We start from the raw sequence: 17626 nt of genomic DNA on the forward strand, positions 1-17626 counted from the left end.
ACTTCATGGTCACAATGCCCGCGCTGGACGGTGTCGAACACAGGTATGTGGATCTGGGAAGCGGTGTGACGATCCACGTGGCGGACGCCGGCCCGGCCGACGGCCCGGCGGTGATGCTGGTGCACGGATTCCCCCAGAACTGGTGGGAATGGCACAACCTGATCGGGCCGCTGGCCGCCGACGGCTATCGCGTGCTGTGCCCCGACCTGCGCGGCGCCGGCTGGAGCTCGGCGCCCCGGTCGAGTTACACCAAGGCCGAGATGGCCGACGATCTGGCGGCCGTCCTGGACCGCCTGAATGTCAAGGCGGTCAAGCTCGTCGCGCACGACTGGGGCGGCCCGGTCGCGTTCATCATGATGCTGCGCCACCCGGAGAAGGTGACCGGCTTCTTCGGCGTGAACACCGTTGCGCCCTGGGTGAAGCGCGACTTGCGCGCGGTTAGGAATATCTGGCGGCTCTGGTATCAGATCCCGATTTCGTTGCCGGTCATCGGGCCGAGGCTGATCAGCAACGCCAATTCGAGGGCCAGCCGCCTGCTCGGGGCATGGGTGGGTGGCGGCTACACGCTGCCCGAGGAGGACCTCCGTCTCTACGCCGAGTGCATGCGCCAGCCCGGCCACGCGGAGGCGGGTTCCCGTTGGTATCGCAGCTTCCAGACCGGGGAGATGCTGAGCTGGATGCGCGGCGAGTACGCCGACGCCCGCGTCGAGGTGCCGGTGCGCTGGCTGACCGGCACCCAAGATCCGGTGATCACGCCCGACCTGACCGACGGATACGCCGACCACATCGGCGATTTCGAGGTGGAGCTGGTCGACGGCGTCGGCCATTGGATCATCGACCAGCGACCCGAGCTCGTACTCGACCGGCTGCGGTCCTTCCTGCGCGGCGAAGGTTAAGCGCCGGCGCCTCAGGGCTGGACGAGGATGCGGATCGGGTTGCCCTGCTGGCGTTCGAGCATCTCGATGCCGTGCGCCACGTCCTCCAGGGCGACGATCTCGCTGATCGACCGTGAAAGGTCAAGGCGCCCAGCCGAAACCAGCTTCGCCAGGGTCTCGATGTCGACGTTCTGGTAGCCCAGGTGGCCGAGCACCTGCTTGCGGGTCAATCCGAACAGGGAGGTGGGCCCGACGGTCGGCGCCTCGGCGCTCATCCCGACGCCCACCAGCCGGCCGCCCGGGGTGAGGCAGTCAAGCCCCTGCTCGAACGTCGCCTTCAGCCCGACGGCGTCGAAGGCCACATCCAGCAGCCGGCCGCCGGTTATCCCCGCGATCTTGTCCTGTAGCCCGTCGTCGCGGGAGTCGAACGCGTAGTCCGCGCCCACGGCCAGGGCGCGCTCCAGAACCGCGGGGTTGACGTCGACGGCGATGATCGGCACGGCACCGACCAGCCGCGCCAGCTGGACGATGTGGGTGCCGAGGCCGCCGACGCCCCACACGCCGACCGACTCACCGACCGCCACCTTCCCGGTCCGCACGACCGCACCGAACGGCGTGGACACCGCGTCGGCCAGGATCGCCGCCTGCTCCAGCGGCACGTTGTCCGGTACCCGGGTCAGGCCAGCCGCCTGAGCCAGGGTGTAGTCGGCCCATGCCCCGTCGTAAGCGAAAGCCATCAACTGGATCCGCAGGCAATTCACCACATCACCGCGCCGGCAGTTCGCGCATTTCTGGCAGGGCCGGCCTGCGGCAACCACGACACGGTCACCCTCGGCCCAGCCGGTCACCTCCGGGCCCAGCTTCGCGATGGTGCCCGACGCTTCGTGGCCCTGGGTCACCACGGGTCGCTGCGCCGGGAAGGTGCCGTTGATGAGGCTCAGGTCGGAATGGCAGATGCCGCAGAAGGCGACCTTGACCAGGACCTCTCCTGGACCGGGCTCCGGTATTGGAACATCTTCGAGCGCAACCGTTTTGGTGTCCGCATAGAAGCGCTCGGCGCGCATCGTCGTCGCCATGGGTCAGTCGACGCCGATGGTGACTTCCGTGGACTTGATGAACACGGTTGCGGGCTGCCCGACCTTGAGACCGAGGTCGGTCGCGGCGTCCTTGGTGACGGAGGAGGTGACGACCTGGTCGCCGCCGTCGAGCTTCACCTTCACGATCGCCATCACGCTCCCGAGATCGACTTCGGTGATGGTCCCTTTGAGCTGATTCCGGGTCGACAGCCGCATCGCGAGGTCCTCCGTCTGGTTGAGGGGTATGCGATGAGCCTAGTGTCGCGGGCCGAGCAGGGCTATGGAGGCGTCGACAGCCGGCTCGACGATTTCCCGCACCGGCTTTCCGTCTTCGACGGCGAGGGCGGTGAGTTCGCGCAAACCGCCCAGCAGGATGACGGCCAGCGGGGCGGTCAGCGGGGGCAGCTCGGCCCGCTGGAACCCCGGGCTGGCGCTGAGGTCGATCAGCAGGCTGGACAGCAGCTGCAGCCCGCGGCGCTGCACCGGGCGCGCGGCGGCACCGAGCGACGGAAGCTCCCGGATCCAGCTCAGCGTGATGGCCGGCCGGGATTCGATGTAGCCGACGTAGGCCTCGACGGCCTGACGGATCTGCTGATGCCAATCGGCCTCGGGGTCGACCGCCGCCGCGATGCACGCACCGAGCTTTTCGTTGTCGGACCCCAGCAGCTCGAGGAAGCACTCCTCCTTGCTCGCGAACTGGTCGTAGAAGGTGCGCTTGGACGTCCGGGCGTGACGAACGACGTCGGCGACGGTGCTGGCGCGGTAGCCGCGCTCGGCGATCGAGCTGGCGAGGCCGTCGAGCAGTCTGAGCCGGAAAGGGTCACCGAGGACCGCTTCGTCAGCCGTTGCTGTCGTCGCTGAGGTCACGGGCGGCGCCTTTCGGTAGGTACGGCACCCTTGTCAGGCTGTGGTACCACAGAGTACCGTATCCCCGAAAGGTTTGGTACACCGCGGTACCACCCCGGGCTCGGGGGAGAAATGGGGAGAAGTCCGTCATGAGTGAAGCCGCCACCGCCCCACCGGCAACCATGCCCGTCCGGTTACCCCCAGCGACCCGGCTGCCAAAGATGTTGCAGGGGTTGGGTTTTGCGGTGTCGCGGCGCGGGATGATCCAGCGGCTGGCCCGCAAGCACGGCGACGTCTTCACGCTGAATCTCCCCATCTACGGTCCGGTCGTGGTGGTGGCCGACCCGCAGCTGGCCAAGCAGATCTTCACCACCAGCCCCGACGAGCTCGGCAACATCCAGCCCAACCTGAGCCGGCTGTTCGGCTCCGGCTCGGTGTTCGCGCTCGACGGGGAGGGCCACCGCCGGCGGCGGCGGTTGCTGGCGCCGCCGTTCCACGGCAAGAGCATGAAGAAGTACGAGGCGATCATCGAGGAAGAAACCTTGCGCGAGACCGCCGGCTGGCCGGAGGGCGAGGCCTTTCCGACGCTGCCGTCGATGATGCGCATCACGCTCAACGCCATCCTGCGCGCCGTCTTCGGGGCGGAGGGCGCCGAGCTCGACGAGCTGCGCCGGCTCATCCCGCCGTGGGTCACGCTGGGCTCGCGGATGGCGACGATGCCGAAACCGCAACGCAATTACGGGCGCTTCACCCCGTGGGGGCGGCTAGACGAGTGGCGCCGCCAGTACGACACCATCATCGACAGGCTGATCGCAATCGAGCGGGCCGACCCGAACTTCGACGAGCGCTCCGACGTGCTCGCACTGATGCTGCGCAGCACCTACGACGACGGTTCCGCCATGTCGCGCAAGGACATCGGCGACGAACTGCTAACGCTGCTGGCCGCCGGCCACGAAACGACCGCCTCGACGCTGGGCTGGGCTTTCGAACGGCTGACGCGGCATCCGGAGGTGCTGGCCGCCCTGGTCGAGGAGGCCGACAATGGCGGCCAGGAGCTGCGACAGGCGACCATCCTGGAGGTCCAGCGGGCGCGGACCGTCATCGATTTCGCGGCCCGGCGCGTCTATCCGCCCCGCTATCAACTCGGGGAGTGGGTCATTCCCCGCGGCGAGTCAATCCTGGTGAGCATCGCGCAGATTCACGAAAATCCCGACGTGTTCCCGAATCCAGAACGCTTCGACCCGCAACGCTACGTCGGGACCAAGCCGTCGGCCTTCGCGTGGATCCCGTTCGGCGGCGGCACCCGTCGCTGCGTGGGGGCGGCGTTCGCCAACATGGAGATGGATGTCGTACTGCGAACGGTGTTGCGTCACTTCACCCTTGAGACCACGACGGCCCCGGGGGAGCGGTGGCACGGCCGCGGCGTCGCCTACACGCCGAAGGACGGCGGCCGGGTCGTGGTGCACCGCCGCTGAGCCGGAGCGGCCTACTGGTCCGCGGTGGCCCGCCGCGGCAGCTTCCATCCGGGGCGGATGTAGTGGCAGGTGTACCCGTTGGGGTAGTGCTGCAGGTAGTCCTGGTGCTCGGGCTCGGCCTCCCAGAAATCCCCGGCGGGGCTGACCTCGGTCACCACCTTGCCCGGCCACAACCCGGAGGCTTCGACGTCGGCGATGGTGTCCAGCGCGATCCGTTTCTGGTCCTCATCGAGGTAGAAGATGGCCGACCGGTAACTGGGCCCGCGATCGTTGCCCTGGCGGTCTTTCGTTGTCGGATCGTGGATCTGGAAGAAGAACTCCAGCATGGTGCGATAGTCGGTGACCGCCGGGTCGTAGACGATCTCGATGGCCTCGGCGTGCGTGCCGTGATTGCGATAGGTCGCGTTCGGGACGTCGCCGCCGGTGTAACCGACCCGCGTCGAAACCACGCCCGGCTGCTTGCGGATCAGTTCTTGCATCCCCCAGAAACAGCCGCCGGCAAGGATCGCTTTTTCGGTTGCCATTGCTCGTCCTCCTCACGGGCCACGATGCCGCCCAGGCTACACTCCGCCGATGAGCTGCAACGGTGCCGCGAAGTGACTACCCGTTCGTTCTCCCGCAGCGAACTGGCCGCCGCCTTCGAGAAGTTCGAGGAGACGGTGGCCCGGGCCGCCGAGACGCGGGACTGGGACGCCTGGGTCGAGCAGTACACGCCCGACGTCGAGTACGTCGAGCATGCGGCGGGCACGATGCGCGGACGCGACGAGGTGCGCGAGTGGATCAAGCAGACGATGACGACGTTCCCTGGCAGCCACATGATCGCGTTCCCCACGCTGTGGTCGGTGATCGACGAGCCCACCGGGCGGGTCATCCTCGAACTGGACAACCCGATGCGCGACCCGGGCGACGGCAGTGTCATCAGCGCCACCAACATCACGATCATCACGTACGCCGGTGACGGCCAGTGGAGCCGTGAAGAAGACATCTACAACCCGCTGCGTTTCCTGAAGGCCGGGATGAAGTGGTGTCACAAGGCCAAGGCGCTGGGCACGCTCGACGAAGACGCCGAGAGGTGGATGCAGCAATACGGAGGACCTCAGTGAGCACCAAACCCAAACTCGTCATCGGCGCCAACGGATTTTTGGGTTCGCACGTCACCCGTCAACTCGTGGCCGACGGTGTCCCGGTCCGGGCGATGGTGCGCCCGAATGCCAACACCCGCTCCATCGACGACCTCGAGCTCACCCGCTTCCACGGCGACGTTTTCGATGACGCCACATTGCGGGAGGCGATGGACGGTGTGGACGACGTCTACTACTGCGTCGTCGACACCCGGGCCTGGCTGCGGGACCCCGCGCCGCTGTTTCGCACCAACGTCGAAGGCCTGCGTAACGTTCTCGACGTCGCCGTCAGCCAACCCGACCTGCGCAGGTTCATCTTCACGAGCACCTACGCGACGGTGGGCCGGCGACACGGGCACGTGGCGACCGAAGACGACGTGATCAGCCCGCGGGGACAGACCCCCTACGTGCAGTCGCGGGTGCAGGCCGAAGACCTGGTCATGCGGTACGTGGCCGAGGCGGGGTTGCCCGCCATCGCGATGTGCGTGTCCACGACCTACGGCAGTGGCGACTGGGGCGGCACGCCGCATGGTGCCTTCATCGCCGGCGCCGTCTTCGGCAAGCTGCCCTTCCTGATGAACGGCATTCAGCTGGAAGTCGTCGGCGTCGACGATGCCGCCCGGGCCATGATCCTGGCCGCCGGGCGCGGCCGCATCGGTGAGCGATACCTGGTCTCCGAGCGGATGATCGCGTTGAACGACGTCGTCCGCATCGCGGCCGACGAGGCCGGGGTGCCGGCGCCGCAACGCTCGATATCGGTCCCGATGCTTTACGCCCTCTCCGCGCTCGGCAGCCTGAAGGCCCGGCTCACCGGCAAGGACTCCGAACTCAGCCTCGCGTCGGTGCGCATGATGCGCGCCGAGGCCAACGTGGACAGCGGCAAGGCCAAACGCGAACTGGGTTGGCAGCCGCGCCCGGTCGAGGAGTCGATCCGCGAGGCGGCCCGGTTCTGGGCCGCCATGCGCAGTCCGCGAAAGGCCAGCCCGGCCGCACAGCCCGAATAGGCGCCGGGCCCATGGACCGCATACACGTCGATCTCGAGGGGCCGCCGCAAACGATGCTGGCGACGCTCTACGCCAAGGCCCTGGACGCAGACCTGCCGAACCCGATTCTGGGCGACCGCTATGCCAAAGAGGTCGCCGAGCGGATCGAGTACGACTGGACGAAGACCGCGATCACCGCACGCAATTCAGCCTCGGTGACGACCCGCACCGCGCACTTCGACATCTGGGCTCGCCAATTCCTTGACGCGCATCCGAGCGCCGTTGTGCTGCATATGGGTTGCGGACTGGACGGCCGATACTTCAGGCTCCAGCCGGGCCCGGGGGTGGAGTGGTACGACATCGACTACCCCGACGTCGCCGAACTGCGCGCGCGGCTCTATCCGGCCACCGAGCACTGCCACGTCGTCGCGGCGCCGATAACCGATCCCGCCTGGCTGGCGGAGATACCCGATAGCCGGCCCGCGCTGATGATCGCCGAAGGCCTGACCATGTACCTGTGCGAACAGGACGGCATCGCGCTGCTGCGGCGGGTCGTTGATCGCTTTGACCGGGGCGAGCTGCAATTCGACGTGTTCAACCGAGTGGGTATCAAGTCTCAGTGGATGAACGCGGTGGTGCGCCGGTCCGGATCGAAGTTGAGCTGGGGCATCGATGGCCCGGACGAGATACTCGCGGCGGTGCCCGGCACGCGACTGCTTGCCTGGGTGCGATGGTTTGAATCCGACACCTACGAGCGGCTTCCGCGCGCCTACCACGTGATGGGCAGGGCCATGTCGCTGATTCCGGCCATGGCCAATATGTCCCAGTATCACCGCTACGCATTCGGGCCGCCCTGATCGGGAAGTGTCGGGCGCCGGCTCGTGTTGAAACCCTTATCGGCGTCTAGGAGGAGACCATGAGCCATCCCGAAATCAAAGAACCCAGTGCCGGCCACCCGATCACCATCGAGCCGACGAAGGGGCGGGTCCAGGTCCGCGTCAACGGCGAGGTGGTCGCCGACACGACGGCCGCGCTGGAACTGTGCGAAGCGACTTTGCCTGCGGTGCAATACATTCCGATGAGCGACGTGGTGCAAGACCGGCTGACCCGCACGGACACCAGCACGTATTGCCCCTTCAAGGGCGAGGCCAGCTATTACAGCGTGACCACCTCGGCCGGCGAAACCATGGAGGACGTGATCTGGACCTACGAGCAGCCCTATCCGGCGGTCGCGGCCATCGCCGGGCATGTCGCGTTCTACCCGAACAAGGCCGAAATCAGCGTGTCGGCGTCCTAGCAAATCCACCCGGGCAGCGCGGCCTCGTGGGCCCGGGTGTCGCTGTACAGCCGCATCGAGACGATCAAGCCGTCGCGGGTGTCGAAGATGCAGACGAACGGGCTGTCATATTCGACGCCGGCGGTGGTGGTGCCGCTGGCGTTCGCCTCGACCACCACGGTTTCCCCCTCGTTCACACAGCGGACCAGGTCGATGGTCAGCTCGAGATCCTTTTTGCGTCGCTCGACAACTTGGCGGAAACCTTCCTTGTCGCACGAGGCCCGGGTGACGAGCGACCAGTAGCTGAAGTCGTCGCTGAGCAGTGAGAAGCCCTCGTCGAGGTCGCCCCCGTCGCTCGTACTCTGGAGGAACATCCAGGCCAGTTCGCCCTGCGGGTCATCGAACGGCGTCATCACATCGCAATATTGACTTGGCACATCGTTAACGGTCAATCGGAGAGTTGGTCGGTGGAGAGCACGCGCACCGTCACGTTCCCCGGGGCGGTCAGCTTCGGGCACACGTTGGCGCCGCTTCGCCGTGGTCTGGGGGATCCGTGTTTCCAGTCTTCCGGTGACGGCACGATCTGGCGGACCAGCCTGTTGCCGACCGGGCCCGTCGCCGCGCGCATCAGCCGGGTGGCCGCCAACGCCGCGCACTGCGTGGCGTGGGGCAGCGGCGCACCGGAGTTCGTCGAACGGCTGCCCGCGCTGCTCGGCCACGAGGACGACGCTTCCGATTTCGTCCCCCGGGACCCGATCGTCGCCGCCGCGCACCGGCGGGTACCGCATCTGCGCCTCGGCCGTACGGGGCTCGTGCTGGAGGCGCTCATCCCGGCGATCATCGAGCAGCGGGTGCCCGGCGCCGATGCGTTCCGGTCGTGGCGCCTGCTGGTGTCCAAGTACGGGTCACCGGCGCCGGGGCCCGCGCCGGCGCGGATGCGGGTGCCGCCGTCGGCCGACGAGTGGCGGCACATCCCGTCGTGGGAATTCCACCGAGCCAACGTCGACCCGGGGCGTGCGCGGACCGTGGTGACGTGTGCGCGACGGGCCGCCTCGCTGGAACGGTTGGCGTCCCGTCCGCCCGCGCAGGTGCGCGCGGCGATGATGTCGTTGCCGGGGGTGGGCGAGTGGACCGCCGCCGAGACCGCGCAACGGGCGTTCGGCGACGCGGACGCACTTTCGGTCGGCGACTATCACATCCCGAAGATGATCGGCTGGACGCTGGCGGGCCGCCCGGTCGACGACGCGGGCATGCTCGAGCTGCTCGAGCCGATGCGGCCGCACCGCCACCGGGTGGTCCGGTTGCTCGAGGCCAGCGGGCTGGCGTACGAACCGCGGCGGGGTGCCCGGCTACCGGTGCAGCACATCGCCGAGCTCTAAACGTGGTCATCGCCTCGCCGGGCCCGGGTTTTCAGCAACCGCCTTCGGGTAACCAACCCGAGAAGTGACGTGTGCGAAACGGAGGCAATCGATGACACAGTTCACCATCCCGGGGCTCACCGACAAACAGGGAGCGCGGCTGACCGAACTGCTGCAAAAGCAACTGAGCACCTACAACGACCTTCACCTGACGCTCAAGCATGTGCACTGGAATGTGGTGGGGCCCAACTTTATTGGCGTGCATGAGATGATCGACCCGCAGGTCGAGGCGGTCCGCGGTTTCGCCGACGATGTCGCCGAGCGCATCGCGGCCCTGGGCGGGTCACCGCAGGGCACGCCCGGGGCGATCATCAAAGACCGCACCTGGGACGACTACTCCGTCGGACGCGACACCGTCCAGGCGCATCTGGCCGCACTGGATCTCGTCTACACCGGCGTCATCGAGGACATCCGCAAGTACATCGAGGAGACCGAGGAGCTCGACCCGGTCACCCAGGATCTGTTGATCGATCAGGCCGGGAACCTGGAGAAGTTCCAGTGGTTCGTCCGAGCGCACCTGGAGAGCGCGGGTGGTCAGTTGACCCACGAGGGCTCGACCACCGAGCAGGACGCCGCCAGCAGCGCGCGCAGCACCTAACGGTCTTCCGAATCCGATTGCTGCGCACCGTTTTTGGGTGCAAGAACGTTTACGCGGTCGCCGGCGCTCAGCTTTAAGGTGGCGTCGGCGTCGATGAGTCGCCGATTGTGCAGCACCGAGACGGGGAAATGACCGTCCGGCCAGTCGAGATCGCCGAGAATCCGGCCGACGGCAGTCGAGTCGCCGGCCAGGGTGTATTCGACGATGCAATACCCGTCAAGCTCACTGTGCGGGTCGTGTTCGGCGGGTCGCGGCTCGACCCAATCCGCAGCCGGGTTAGTTGCGGCGACGTCCGGCTGGACGTCGGTGAAGTGGGTCGCGACCGCACGCAGCACATTTTGATTGGTCAGCCACCCCTGGACAGACCGGGCCTCGGTGTCGATGACGGGCAATCCGTCGCGCCCGTAAAGCACGAGCTGGCGCAGGGCTTGGGCGAGGCTGTCGTTGGCGAATAGTGCCTGCGGTTCGCGCATGCGCGTGACGGGGCCGAGCAAGGCCGTCAAGTCCGGACCGGCGCTGCCGACGGGCCGGGTCAGGTCCAGTGGGACGGCGAACGGGTGCATGGCGTCGGCCGCGGTGAGGTCGGCGAACGCATGGGTGGGAGTGGGGCGGTCGATGTCGATGCCCCGGCGCAGCAGCTTCGTCGTGTAGATGGTGCCGTAGGAAACCCCCCGTGACACGGTGGTGCCGACCGCCACGGCCAACATGACCGGCAGGGTAAGGCTGAAATCGCCGGTCATTTCGACCGTGCTCGCCAGCGCGGTGAGCGGGGCGCGCGCCGCGGAGGCGAACACGGCGCCCATGCCGACGATGGCGTACAGGGCGGGGTGCCCGACGGCCGTCCCGATGGTGTGCTGCACGAACAGGCCGAAGGCCATGCCGGAAGTGGCCCCGACGAACAGCGAGGGAGCGAACACCCCGCCCGAGCCGCCGATCCCGATGGTCAGGCTGCAGGCCAGCATCTTGCCGGCGGCGAGGACCACCAAGAGCCACAGCGCGTAGTGGCCTGCGAAGGCGGCGTACATCACCGGGTAGCCGACACCGTAGAGCTGCGGCACCGCGAGCAGCAGCAGGCCGAGCACGATCCCCCCGACCGCCGGCCGTGCCCAATCCGGGCGGCCACCCCACACTCGGTCGCAAAGGTCTTCGGTCTTGTACAGGACATTCTTGAAGAGGATCCCGATCAGCCCGGCGATCGCCGCGAGAAGCGCCACCAGCACGTAGTTGGCTATGTGATTCAGCTCGATGCCTGCGGGCAACTGGGTGAGGAAGGGCGCCGAGCCGAAGAACACACGGGCAACCACGTCGGCGACCATCGACGACAGCATGATCGTGAAGATCGCCTCGACGGACAGTTCGCGCAGGATCAGATCGACGGCGAAGAACACCCCGGTGATCGGGGCGTTGAAGGTGGCCGAGATGCCGCCCGCCGCGCCACAGGCCACCAGGACCCGCAGCCGGTTTTCCGGCATCCGCACCCACTGGCCGAAACCGGAGGCGAGCGCCGCGCCAATCTGCACGATGGGTCCCTCACGGCCGACCGATCCGCCCGTACCGATGCACAGGGCGGAGGCCAGCGCCTTCACGACGGTCACCTGCGGACGGATGCGGCCGCCGTTCTCCGCCACCGCGATCATGACTTCCGGGACGCCGTGGCCGCGAGCCTCCCGGGCGAACCGCGAGATCAGCGGCCCGTAGAGCAGTCCGCCGATGACCGGGATGATCACGAAGAAGCCAATTCCCAGCCAGGGTAAATGGTCGCTGCCCACCCAACCGTCCTGGCCGAATTCGTCGTGTCCGGTCGCCAACCAGGTGAAGCCGTAGATCAGGTAGCGGAACGCCACCGCGCCGAGGCCGGCGCCGAGCCCGACGACGATCGCCACACAGAACAGCCCGAGCCGGTTCGCGCGCAGCCAACCGGCGAACTGGCCCACGGCTCTGGACACGGGCCGGATCGGCCGAACCGTACCCGTGGCCGCCACTTTTTGCCCCATCCACGCATCCTTCCCCCGACGGCCTCACTTTGCTTGTCGACCGCCTCCGGATCGGGCACGCCGCTGCGACCATCTACTGCAGCAAATATTGCACTACGCAACTATTCGCCGCGACGGCAGCGCCGGGGAATAACTGGACCGTAGTCCGGTTATGCGGGGTAGTTCTCATTTCTGGAGGTCACATGCCCGCTGTCACGGCCAACACGTTGACGTTGCCCCGCGTCGGTTCCGCCGCACCCGCCGACACCGAGCGCCCGGTCCGGTCGATCACCACCGGACCGCGCGGCTACGAGGGCGAGGGCTTTCCCGTCGTCCGCGCCTTCGCCGGGGTCAGCGCCGCCGCCCTGGACCCCTTTGTGCACATGGACCAGATGGGCGCGGTGGAGTACGAGCCCGGCGAGCCCAGGGGCACGGACTGGCACCCGCACCGCGGGTTCGAGACGGTCACCTACATGATCGACGGCAAGTTCGCCCACCAGGACTCCCATGGCGGTGGCGGCCTGATCACCGACGGCGCGACGCAGTGGATGACCGCCGGTTCGGGGATCCTGCATATCGAGACGCCGCCCGCGGAACTGGTCGATAGCGGAGGCCTCTTTCATGGCATCCAGTTGTGGGTGAATCTGCCGAAGCGAGACAAATTCGCGCCGCCTCGGTATCAGGCCATCGAAGGTGGCGACGCGAAGCTGATCTCGTCCGAGGACGGCGGGGCGCTAGTCCGCATCATCGCGGGCGAAATCGGCGGTCATCGCGGCCCAGGGATCACTCACACGCCGATCACGCTCGCCCACGCCACGATCGAAACCGGCGCCCGACTCAACCTGCCGTGGCTACGCGATTTCAATGCGCTCGTATACGTGTTGTCCGGCAGCGGATACGTCGGCCCGGTCGCTCACCCGATTCGCGAGGGCCAATTGGCGGTGCTGGGCCCCGGGGATCGGATCACGGTGGGCGCCGACCCGGCGCAGGAATCGTCGCGCACCACCGCGATGGATGTGCTGATTCTGGGCGGCCGACCCATTCGCGAGCCGGTATTCCACTACGGGCCTTTCGTAATGAACTCGCGCGCGGAATTGGTCGAGGCGGTGCAGGACTACCAGGCCGGGAAGTTTGGCAGCATTCCGCCAAATGCGCTAATGCCGCACCGTGGCGGTGGCACACTTTAACGATGTCTTCAGGGGCGGGTCGCAGGCCAGGACGCCCCCCTGCCGCAAAGGCGGATGAGACGCGCCAGCGGATCATGCGGGCCGCCCGCCTGGTGTTCAGCGAGCGCGGCTACGACGGCGCGACGTTCCAGGCTATCGCGGCCCGCGCCGATCTGACGCGCCCGGCCATCAACCATTACTTCTCCAGCAAGCGCGCCCTGTATCGCGAGGTATTGGAGCAAACCAACGAAGCCATCATCGGAACCGGCATCAAAGTTGCCAACCGCGAAACCACACTGGCGGCGCAGCTGACGGCATTCATCACCGCCGCGGTGCAAGCGAATTCCGAGAATCCCGCCGGGTCGGCGCTGATAATTTCCGGGGTGCTCGAGTCGCAGCGGCACCCGGAATGGAACAAGACCGAAAACGAGTCAGTCCGGGCGGTCCGGGAATTTCTGGACCGAGTCGTCGGGGACGCGATCGAGCGCGGCGAGGTCGCCGCTGACATCGACGCGTCGGCGCTGATCGAGTCGCTGGTCGTCATCATGTGCGGCGTCGGCTTGTACGCGGGGTGGGTGGAGAGCCCCCAGCAGATGCTGGCCGTGACCGGAATGCTGCGCCAGCTGATGGAAGGCGGACTTCTGCGGCCGGGAGCTTAGCCCCTCGCGCGGACAGTGAAGTTGCGCACAAAGCGTATAGGCTAACTAACTTATCCCGGTAACATGGCGCCCGTCATGACTGATCTGGACGCGTCGTTACCGCCTTCCTTGAGATCCGCCGGCGACAGCTGGGCCATCACCGAACTCGTCGGCGCCACCGCGCTGGGCGTCGCCGCGTCGCGCGCGGCGGAAACCGCGGGAAGCAACCCCTTGATCCGCGACGAGTTCGCTCGCGTCCTGGTCTCGTCGGCTGGCCCGGCATGGGCCCGGCTCACCGACCCCGAATTGGCCTGGCTCGACGGCGACGAGCAGGGCCGCCGCGCGCATCGGATCGGCATCGACTACCAAGCCGTGCGCACCCACTTCTTCGACGAGTACTTCGCCGACGCCGTGAAGGCCGGGATTCGCCAGGTTGTCATCCTGGCCGCCGGCTTGGACTCGAGGGCCTACCGCCTGGATTGGCCGGCCGGCACCGCGGTCTACGAGATCGACCAGCCGAAGGTGCTCGAATACAAGACGGAAATTCTGCAGCAGCACGGCGCCGCCCCCGCCGCCAGCCGCCGCCCGGTCCCCGTCGACCTGCGCGACGACTGGCCCGCGGCGTTGGCCGCGGCGGGCTTCGACCGCACGCAACCGACCGCATGGCTCGCGGAGGGCTTGCTCCCGTACCTGCCAAGTGACGCGCAAGACCGCCTGTTCGAGATGTTCACGGCTCTCAGCGCCCCGCGCAGCCGGGTCGCCATCGAGGCGTTCGGCCTCAACTCGCGAAGCAATTCACAGCGTTGGCTGCGGATGCGGGAGCGGCTCGGCCTGGACGTCAACGTGCAGGCGCTGACCTATCACGAGCCGGACCGCTCGGACGCGGCCCAGTGGCTGACCGACCACGGCTGGCAGGTGCAGGCCGTGGACAACCGCGACGAAATGGCCCGGCTGGGCCGCCCGGTACCCGAAGACCTGGCCGAAGACGCCGTGCGCAGCGCGCTGCTGCGGGCGCACCTCGGCGAGCCGACCGCCTGACTTCCGAGGATCAAGGAGCAACCCAATGAGCTCACTGCGCACCCACGACGACACCTGGGACATCAAGACCAGCGTCGGCAGTACCGCGGTGATGGTCGCCGCCGCCCGGGCCGTCGAGACCGAACGGACCGACGCCCTCATCCGCGACCCGTACGCCAAACTTCTGGTCACCAACGCCGGTGCCGGGGTCTTGTGGGAGCACATGCTCGACCCCGACGTCGCGGCCAAGATCGAATCCCTCGACGCCGACTCCGCGGCGCAGCTCGAGCACATGCGCGGCTATCAGGCGGTGCGCACCCATTTCTTCGACACCTACTTCAAGGACGCCGTCGCCGCCGGAATCCGGCAGGTGGTAATCCTGGCGTCGGGCCTGGATTCGCGGGCATACCGCCTGGACTGGCCCGCCGGCACCGTGGTGTACGAGATCGACCAGCCCCAGGTCCTGGAGTACAAGTCCGCGACGCTGGCGGAAAACGGCGTGGCGCCTTCGGCGGAGCGCCGCGCGGTGGCCATCGACCTGCGGCAGGACTGGCCGGCCGCGCTGCGCGACGCGGGCTTCGACCCGACGGCGCGGACCGCGTGGCTGGCCGAGGGCCTGCTGATGTACCTGCCGGCCGAGGCACAAGACCGGTTGTTCACCCAGATCGGCGAGCTGAGCCCGGCCGGAAGCCGGGTCTCGGCGGAGACCGCGCCCGCACACGCCGACGAGCGCCGGCAGCAGATGCGCGAGCGGTTCAGGAGGGTCGCCGACGAACTGGGCATCGAAGAGACCGTCGACGTCGGCGAGCTGATGTACCGCGACGAGCACCGGGCGAACGTCACCGACTGGCTCAACAACCACGGCTGGCGTGCTCGGGCGCAGCGCTCGACGGACGAGATGCGCCGGCTGGGCCGCTGGATCGAGAACGTCCCCCTGGCCGACGACAAGGACGCCTTCTCCGACTTCGTCATCGCCGAGCGGCTGTAATGCCCCGCACGCTGGACGACTCCTGGGACGTCGCCACCAGCGTCGGCGCCACCGCGGTGATGCAACCGGCGGACCGGCCGTTCGCGAACAGCTTCCTGACGGCGGCCAAACCCTGAGCCGGTTCGCCGGGTCAGATCCTTTCTACTGCTCTCCCAACCGGATGGTTAGGATCGCGGTTATCACCCATGAGCGCTCGTGAGACGAGCAGCGGGCGCACGGGGATGGCCGAAGCAGGGGAAGGACAACGATGACCACCGAATCGGTTACACCCACGACATCCGCCGCCAATGGCGCGCCGGCACCTCAGCCGGCGAACATCCCCGCGACCGTGGCGCGGTTGCGCAAGACCTTCGCCAGCGGGCGCACCCGCGACGTCGAGTGGCGCAAACGCCAGTTATTGCAGCTGGCCAAGCTGATGGAAGAGAACGAGGCGGCCATCGCGGACGCTCTCGCCACCGATCTCGACCGCAGCCCGTTCGAGGCGTTCATCGCCGACATCGCAACGACGGCAGGCGAAGCGAAGTATGCGGCCAAGCGGGTTCGCAAGTGGACGCGCCGCAGGTATCAGCTGCTCGAGATGCCGCAGCTCCCCGGCCGCGGTTGGATCGAATACGAGCCCTACGGCACCGTGCTGATCATCGGTGCGTGGAACTACCCGTTCTATCTGACGCTGGGCCCGGCGGTCGGCGCGATCGCCGCGGGTAACGCCGTCATCCTCAAGCCCTCGGAGATCGCCGCCGCGTCCGCGCAGCTAATGGCCGAGCTGGTGCCCGAATACCTCGACAACGACGCGATCGCCGTGGTGGAGGGCGACGGTTCGGTCAGCCAGGAACTCATCGCGCAGGGCCTGGACCGCCTGCTGTTCACCGGCGGCACCGAGATCGGTCGCAAGGTCTACGAAGGCGCCGCGCCGCATCTGACGCCGTGCACGCTGGAACTCGGCGGCAAGAGCCCGGTGATCGTGGCGGCCGACGCGGACGTGGACGTGGCGGCCAAGCGGATCGCCTGGATGAAGCTGCTAAACGCCGGCCAGACGTGTGTGGCCCCCGACTACGTGTTGGCGGACGCCAAGATCCGCGACGAACTGGTGAGCAAGATCGGCGCGGCCATCACCAAGTTCACGTCGGACAAGCCCGACGGAATGCGGATCGTCAACCAGCGTCAGTTCGACCGGATCAGCGGCTACCTGGCCGGCGGGGACGGCACGGTCGTCGTCGGCGGCAAATGTGACCCGTCGAGCCTGCGCATCCAGCCCGCGGTCGTGGTCGACCCCGACCCGGACGGACCGCTGATGCAGAACGAGATCTTCGGTCCCGTGCTGCCGGTCATCACCGTCCAATCCCTGGATGACGCAATACGTTTCATCAACTCGCGGCCCAAGCCGTTGTCCGCCTACCTGTTCACCAAGACGCGCGAGACCCGCGAGCGGGTGATCAAGGAGGTGCCGGCGGGCGGCATGCTGGTCAATCACCTCGCCTTCCAGGTGTCGACGGCCAAGCTGCCGTTCGGCGGTGTCGGCGCATCGGGCATGGGCGCCTATCACGGGCGCTACGGCTTCGAGGAGTTCAGCCACCGCAAGTCGGTGTTGACCAAGCCGACCCGGCCCGACCTGTCCAGCTTCATCTACCCGCCGTACACGGCGCGGGCCTTCAAGATGGCCCGCCGGATGTTCTGACCACTGCTCCAATTCGCTTGCTAGGCCGTAGTTTTCACTTCAGAGAGGAACCTGATGCCCGGAGTGCAGGATCGTGTCATCGTCGTCACCGGAGCCGGCGGGGGGCTGGGCCGTGAATACGCCCTGACCCTGGCCCGCGAGGGGGCCAACGTCGTCGTCAACGACCTCGGCGGGTCCCGGGACGGCACGGGCGCCGGCCACAACATGGCCGACCAGGTCGTCAACGAGATCAAGGACGCCGGTGGCCGGGCGGTCGCCAACTACGACAGCGTCGCCGAGCCCGAGGGCGCCGCGAACATCATCAAGACGGCACTCGACGAGTTCGGCGCCGTGCACGGCGTGGTGAGCAACGCCGGGATCCTGCGTGACGGCACCTTCCACAAGATGACGTTCGAGAACTGGGACGCCGTGCTCAAGGTGCACCTGTACGGCGGGTACAACGTGCTGCGCGCCGCCTGGCCGCATTTCCGGGAGCAGAGCTACGGCCGGGTCGTCGTCGCC

The 17626-nt window shown here is 67.5% G+C and carries 20 protein-coding genes; 14 read left to right on the forward strand and 6 right to left on the reverse strand.

Going from position 1 to position 17626, the window contains the following annotated elements:
* The first annotated feature begins 5 nt into the window (after window positions 1-5).
* Window positions 6-896 carry an alpha/beta fold hydrolase gene (locus tag A5709_RS00955; protein ID WP_068009638.1) on the forward strand — a complete coding sequence of 297 codons (891 nt, stop codon included), beginning with the start codon at window positions 6-8 and terminating at the stop codon, window positions 894-896.
* Between the two features lie 11 nt (window positions 897-907).
* On the opposite strand, the gene A5709_RS00960 is transcribed toward A5709_RS00955, so the two are convergent.
* Genes A5709_RS00960 through A5709_RS00970 form a run of 3 tightly spaced genes read right to left on the reverse strand, consistent with a single transcriptional unit; the run spans window position 908 to window position 2818 of the window.
* Entirely contained in the window at window positions 908-1951 is a 1044-nt protein-coding gene (locus tag A5709_RS00960) for a zinc-binding dehydrogenase (RefSeq protein WP_067946845.1), read from the reverse strand.
* 3 nt (window positions 1952-1954) lie between these two features.
* Entirely contained in the window at window positions 1955-2167 is a 213-nt protein-coding gene (locus A5709_RS00965; RefSeq protein ID WP_007167199.1) for a molybdopterin-binding protein, read from the reverse strand.
* A 39-nt stretch (window positions 2168-2206) separates the two neighbouring features.
* Window positions 2207-2818, reverse strand: coding sequence for a TetR/AcrR family transcriptional regulator (locus A5709_RS00970; RefSeq protein ID WP_067946843.1), 612 nt, complete (start codon window positions 2816-2818; stop codon window positions 2207-2209).
* 128 nt (window positions 2819-2946) lie between these two features.
* On the opposite strand from A5709_RS00970, the gene A5709_RS00975 reads away from it, so the two are divergent.
* Window positions 2947-4272 (forward strand): cytochrome P450, encoded by a 1326-nt coding sequence (locus A5709_RS00975; RefSeq protein ID WP_068009634.1) that lies wholly within the window; start codon window positions 2947-2949, stop codon window positions 4270-4272.
* An 11-nt stretch (window positions 4273-4283) separates the two neighbouring features.
* On the opposite strand, the gene msrA is transcribed toward A5709_RS00975, so the two are convergent.
* Window positions 4284-4796, reverse strand: coding sequence for a peptide-methionine (S)-S-oxide reductase MsrA (gene msrA, locus A5709_RS00980; protein WP_067946839.1), 513 nt, complete (start codon window positions 4794-4796; stop codon window positions 4284-4286).
* A gap of 24 nt (window positions 4797-4820) precedes the next feature.
* Between msrA and A5709_RS00985 the strand changes: the two genes are divergently transcribed.
* From A5709_RS00985 to A5709_RS01000, 4 genes are read left to right on the forward strand one after another with little or no spacing between them, the layout of a single operon-like run.
* Window positions 4821-5375, forward strand: coding sequence for a nuclear transport factor 2 family protein (locus A5709_RS00985; RefSeq protein WP_369827218.1), 555 nt, complete (start codon window positions 4821-4823; stop codon window positions 5373-5375).
* A complete protein-coding gene (locus tag A5709_RS00990; protein WP_068117319.1) occupies window positions 5372-6397 on the forward strand; it encodes an NAD-dependent epimerase/dehydratase family protein in 1026 nt (341 codons plus the stop codon). The genes A5709_RS00985 and A5709_RS00990 overlap by 4 nt, the downstream gene beginning before the upstream one ends.
* A 20-nt stretch (window positions 6398-6417) precedes the next feature.
* The gene (locus A5709_RS00995) at window positions 6418-7233 is read left to right on the forward strand and encodes a class I SAM-dependent methyltransferase (RefSeq protein ID WP_082973736.1); all 816 of its coding nucleotides are present in this window, start codon (window positions 6418-6420) and stop codon (window positions 7231-7233) included.
* Window positions 7234-7292: 59 nt separating this feature from the next.
* Window positions 7293-7673, forward strand: a complete 381-nt coding sequence (locus A5709_RS01000; protein ID WP_068009631.1) for a DUF427 domain-containing protein — start codon at window positions 7293-7295, stop codon at window positions 7671-7673.
* Here the strand turns inward: A5709_RS01000 and A5709_RS01005 are convergent.
* Window positions 7670-8068, reverse strand: coding sequence for a nuclear transport factor 2 family protein (locus A5709_RS01005; protein ID WP_067946832.1), 399 nt, complete (start codon window positions 8066-8068; stop codon window positions 7670-7672). The genes A5709_RS01000 and A5709_RS01005 overlap by 4 nt on opposite strands.
* A gap of 51 nt (window positions 8069-8119) precedes the next feature.
* Here A5709_RS01005 and A5709_RS01010 point away from each other — a divergent pair, with 51 nt between their 5' ends.
* Window positions 8120-9031: a DNA-3-methyladenine glycosylase gene (locus A5709_RS01010; RefSeq protein WP_068117325.1), complete on the forward strand. Its 912-nt coding sequence runs from the start codon at window positions 8120-8122 to the stop codon at window positions 9029-9031.
* Between the two features lie 64 nt (window positions 9032-9095).
* Complete coding sequence (dps, locus tag A5709_RS01015) at window positions 9096-9668, forward strand: DNA starvation/stationary phase protection protein Dps (protein ID WP_255395171.1); 573 nt, start codon at window positions 9096-9098, stop codon at window positions 9666-9668.
* On the opposite strand, the gene A5709_RS01020 is transcribed toward dps, so the two are convergent.
* The gene (locus tag A5709_RS01020) at window positions 9665-11662 is read right to left on the reverse strand and encodes a chloride channel protein (RefSeq protein WP_068117328.1); all 1998 of its coding nucleotides are present in this window, start codon (window positions 11660-11662) and stop codon (window positions 9665-9667) included. The genes dps and A5709_RS01020 overlap by 4 nt on opposite strands.
* 182 nt (window positions 11663-11844) lie before the next feature.
* On the opposite strand from A5709_RS01020, the gene A5709_RS01025 reads away from it, so the two are divergent.
* The 6 genes from A5709_RS01025 to A5709_RS01050 all read left to right on the forward strand — a co-directional run.
* Complete coding sequence (locus tag A5709_RS01025) at window positions 11845-12828, forward strand: pirin family protein (protein WP_068009629.1); 984 nt, start codon at window positions 11845-11847, stop codon at window positions 12826-12828.
* 2 nt (window positions 12829-12830) lie between these two features.
* Window positions 12831-13466, forward strand: coding sequence for a TetR/AcrR family transcriptional regulator (locus A5709_RS01030; RefSeq protein WP_067946822.1), 636 nt, complete (start codon window positions 12831-12833; stop codon window positions 13464-13466).
* Window positions 13467-13541: 75 nt separating this feature from the next.
* Complete coding sequence (locus tag A5709_RS01035; protein ID WP_068117338.1) at window positions 13542-14483, forward strand: class I SAM-dependent methyltransferase; 942 nt, start codon at window positions 13542-13544, stop codon at window positions 14481-14483.
* A 34-nt stretch (window positions 14484-14517) separates the two neighbouring features.
* Entirely contained in the window at window positions 14518-15450 is a 933-nt protein-coding gene (locus A5709_RS01040) for a class I SAM-dependent methyltransferase (protein WP_156744908.1), read from the forward strand.
* A 247-nt stretch (window positions 15451-15697) separates the two neighbouring features.
* Entirely contained in the window at window positions 15698-17125 is a 1428-nt protein-coding gene (locus tag A5709_RS01045) for an aldehyde dehydrogenase family protein (RefSeq protein WP_067946818.1), read from the forward strand.
* A 54-nt stretch (window positions 17126-17179) separates the two neighbouring features.
* On the forward strand, window positions 17180-17626 hold a 447-nt coding region (locus A5709_RS01050; protein WP_156767935.1), incomplete at its 3' end, for an SDR family NAD(P)-dependent oxidoreductase.

The sequence above is a fragment of the Mycobacterium sp. E1386 genome, from assembly GCF_001672745.1.
GTDB lineage: Bacteria > Actinomycetota > Actinomycetes > Mycobacteriales > Mycobacteriaceae > Mycobacterium.

Excerpts from the sequence above, each read along its gene's own strand:
- A5709_RS00960 (WP_067946845.1), bottom strand. The coding sequence starts at position 1,951 with ATGGCGACGACGATGCGCGCCGAGCGCTTCTATGCGGACACCAAAACG.
- A5709_RS00985 (WP_369827218.1), top strand. The coding sequence starts at position 4,821 with ATGCCGCCCAGGCTACACTCCGCCGATGAGCTGCAACGGTGCCGCGAA.
- A5709_RS01025 (WP_068009629.1), top strand. The coding sequence starts at position 11,845 with ATGCCCGCTGTCACGGCCAACACGTTGACGTTGCCCCGCGTCGGTTCC.
- A5709_RS01000 (WP_068009631.1), top strand. The coding sequence starts at position 7,293 with ATGAGCCATCCCGAAATCAAAGAACCCAGTGCCGGCCACCCGATCACC.
- msrA (WP_067946839.1), bottom strand. The coding sequence starts at position 4,796 with ATGGCAACCGAAAAAGCGATCCTTGCCGGCGGCTGTTTCTGGGGGATG.
- A5709_RS00965 (WP_007167199.1), bottom strand. The coding sequence starts at position 2,167 with ATGCGGCTGTCGACCCGGAATCAGCTCAAAGGGACCATCACCGAAGTC.
- A5709_RS01045 (WP_067946818.1), top strand. The coding sequence starts at position 15,698 with ATGACCACCGAATCGGTTACACCCACGACATCCGCCGCCAATGGCGCG.
- A5709_RS00955 (WP_068009638.1), top strand. The coding sequence starts at position 6 with ATGGTCACAATGCCCGCGCTGGACGGTGTCGAACACAGGTATGTGGAT.
- A5709_RS01035 (WP_068117338.1), top strand. The coding sequence starts at position 13,542 with ATGACTGATCTGGACGCGTCGTTACCGCCTTCCTTGAGATCCGCCGGC.
- A5709_RS00975 (WP_068009634.1), top strand. The coding sequence starts at position 2,947 with ATGAGTGAAGCCGCCACCGCCCCACCGGCAACCATGCCCGTCCGGTTA.
- A5709_RS01020 (WP_068117328.1), bottom strand. The coding sequence starts at position 11,662 with ATGGGGCAAAAAGTGGCGGCCACGGGTACGGTTCGGCCGATCCGGCCC.
- A5709_RS01030 (WP_067946822.1), top strand. The coding sequence starts at position 12,831 with ATGTCTTCAGGGGCGGGTCGCAGGCCAGGACGCCCCCCTGCCGCAAAG.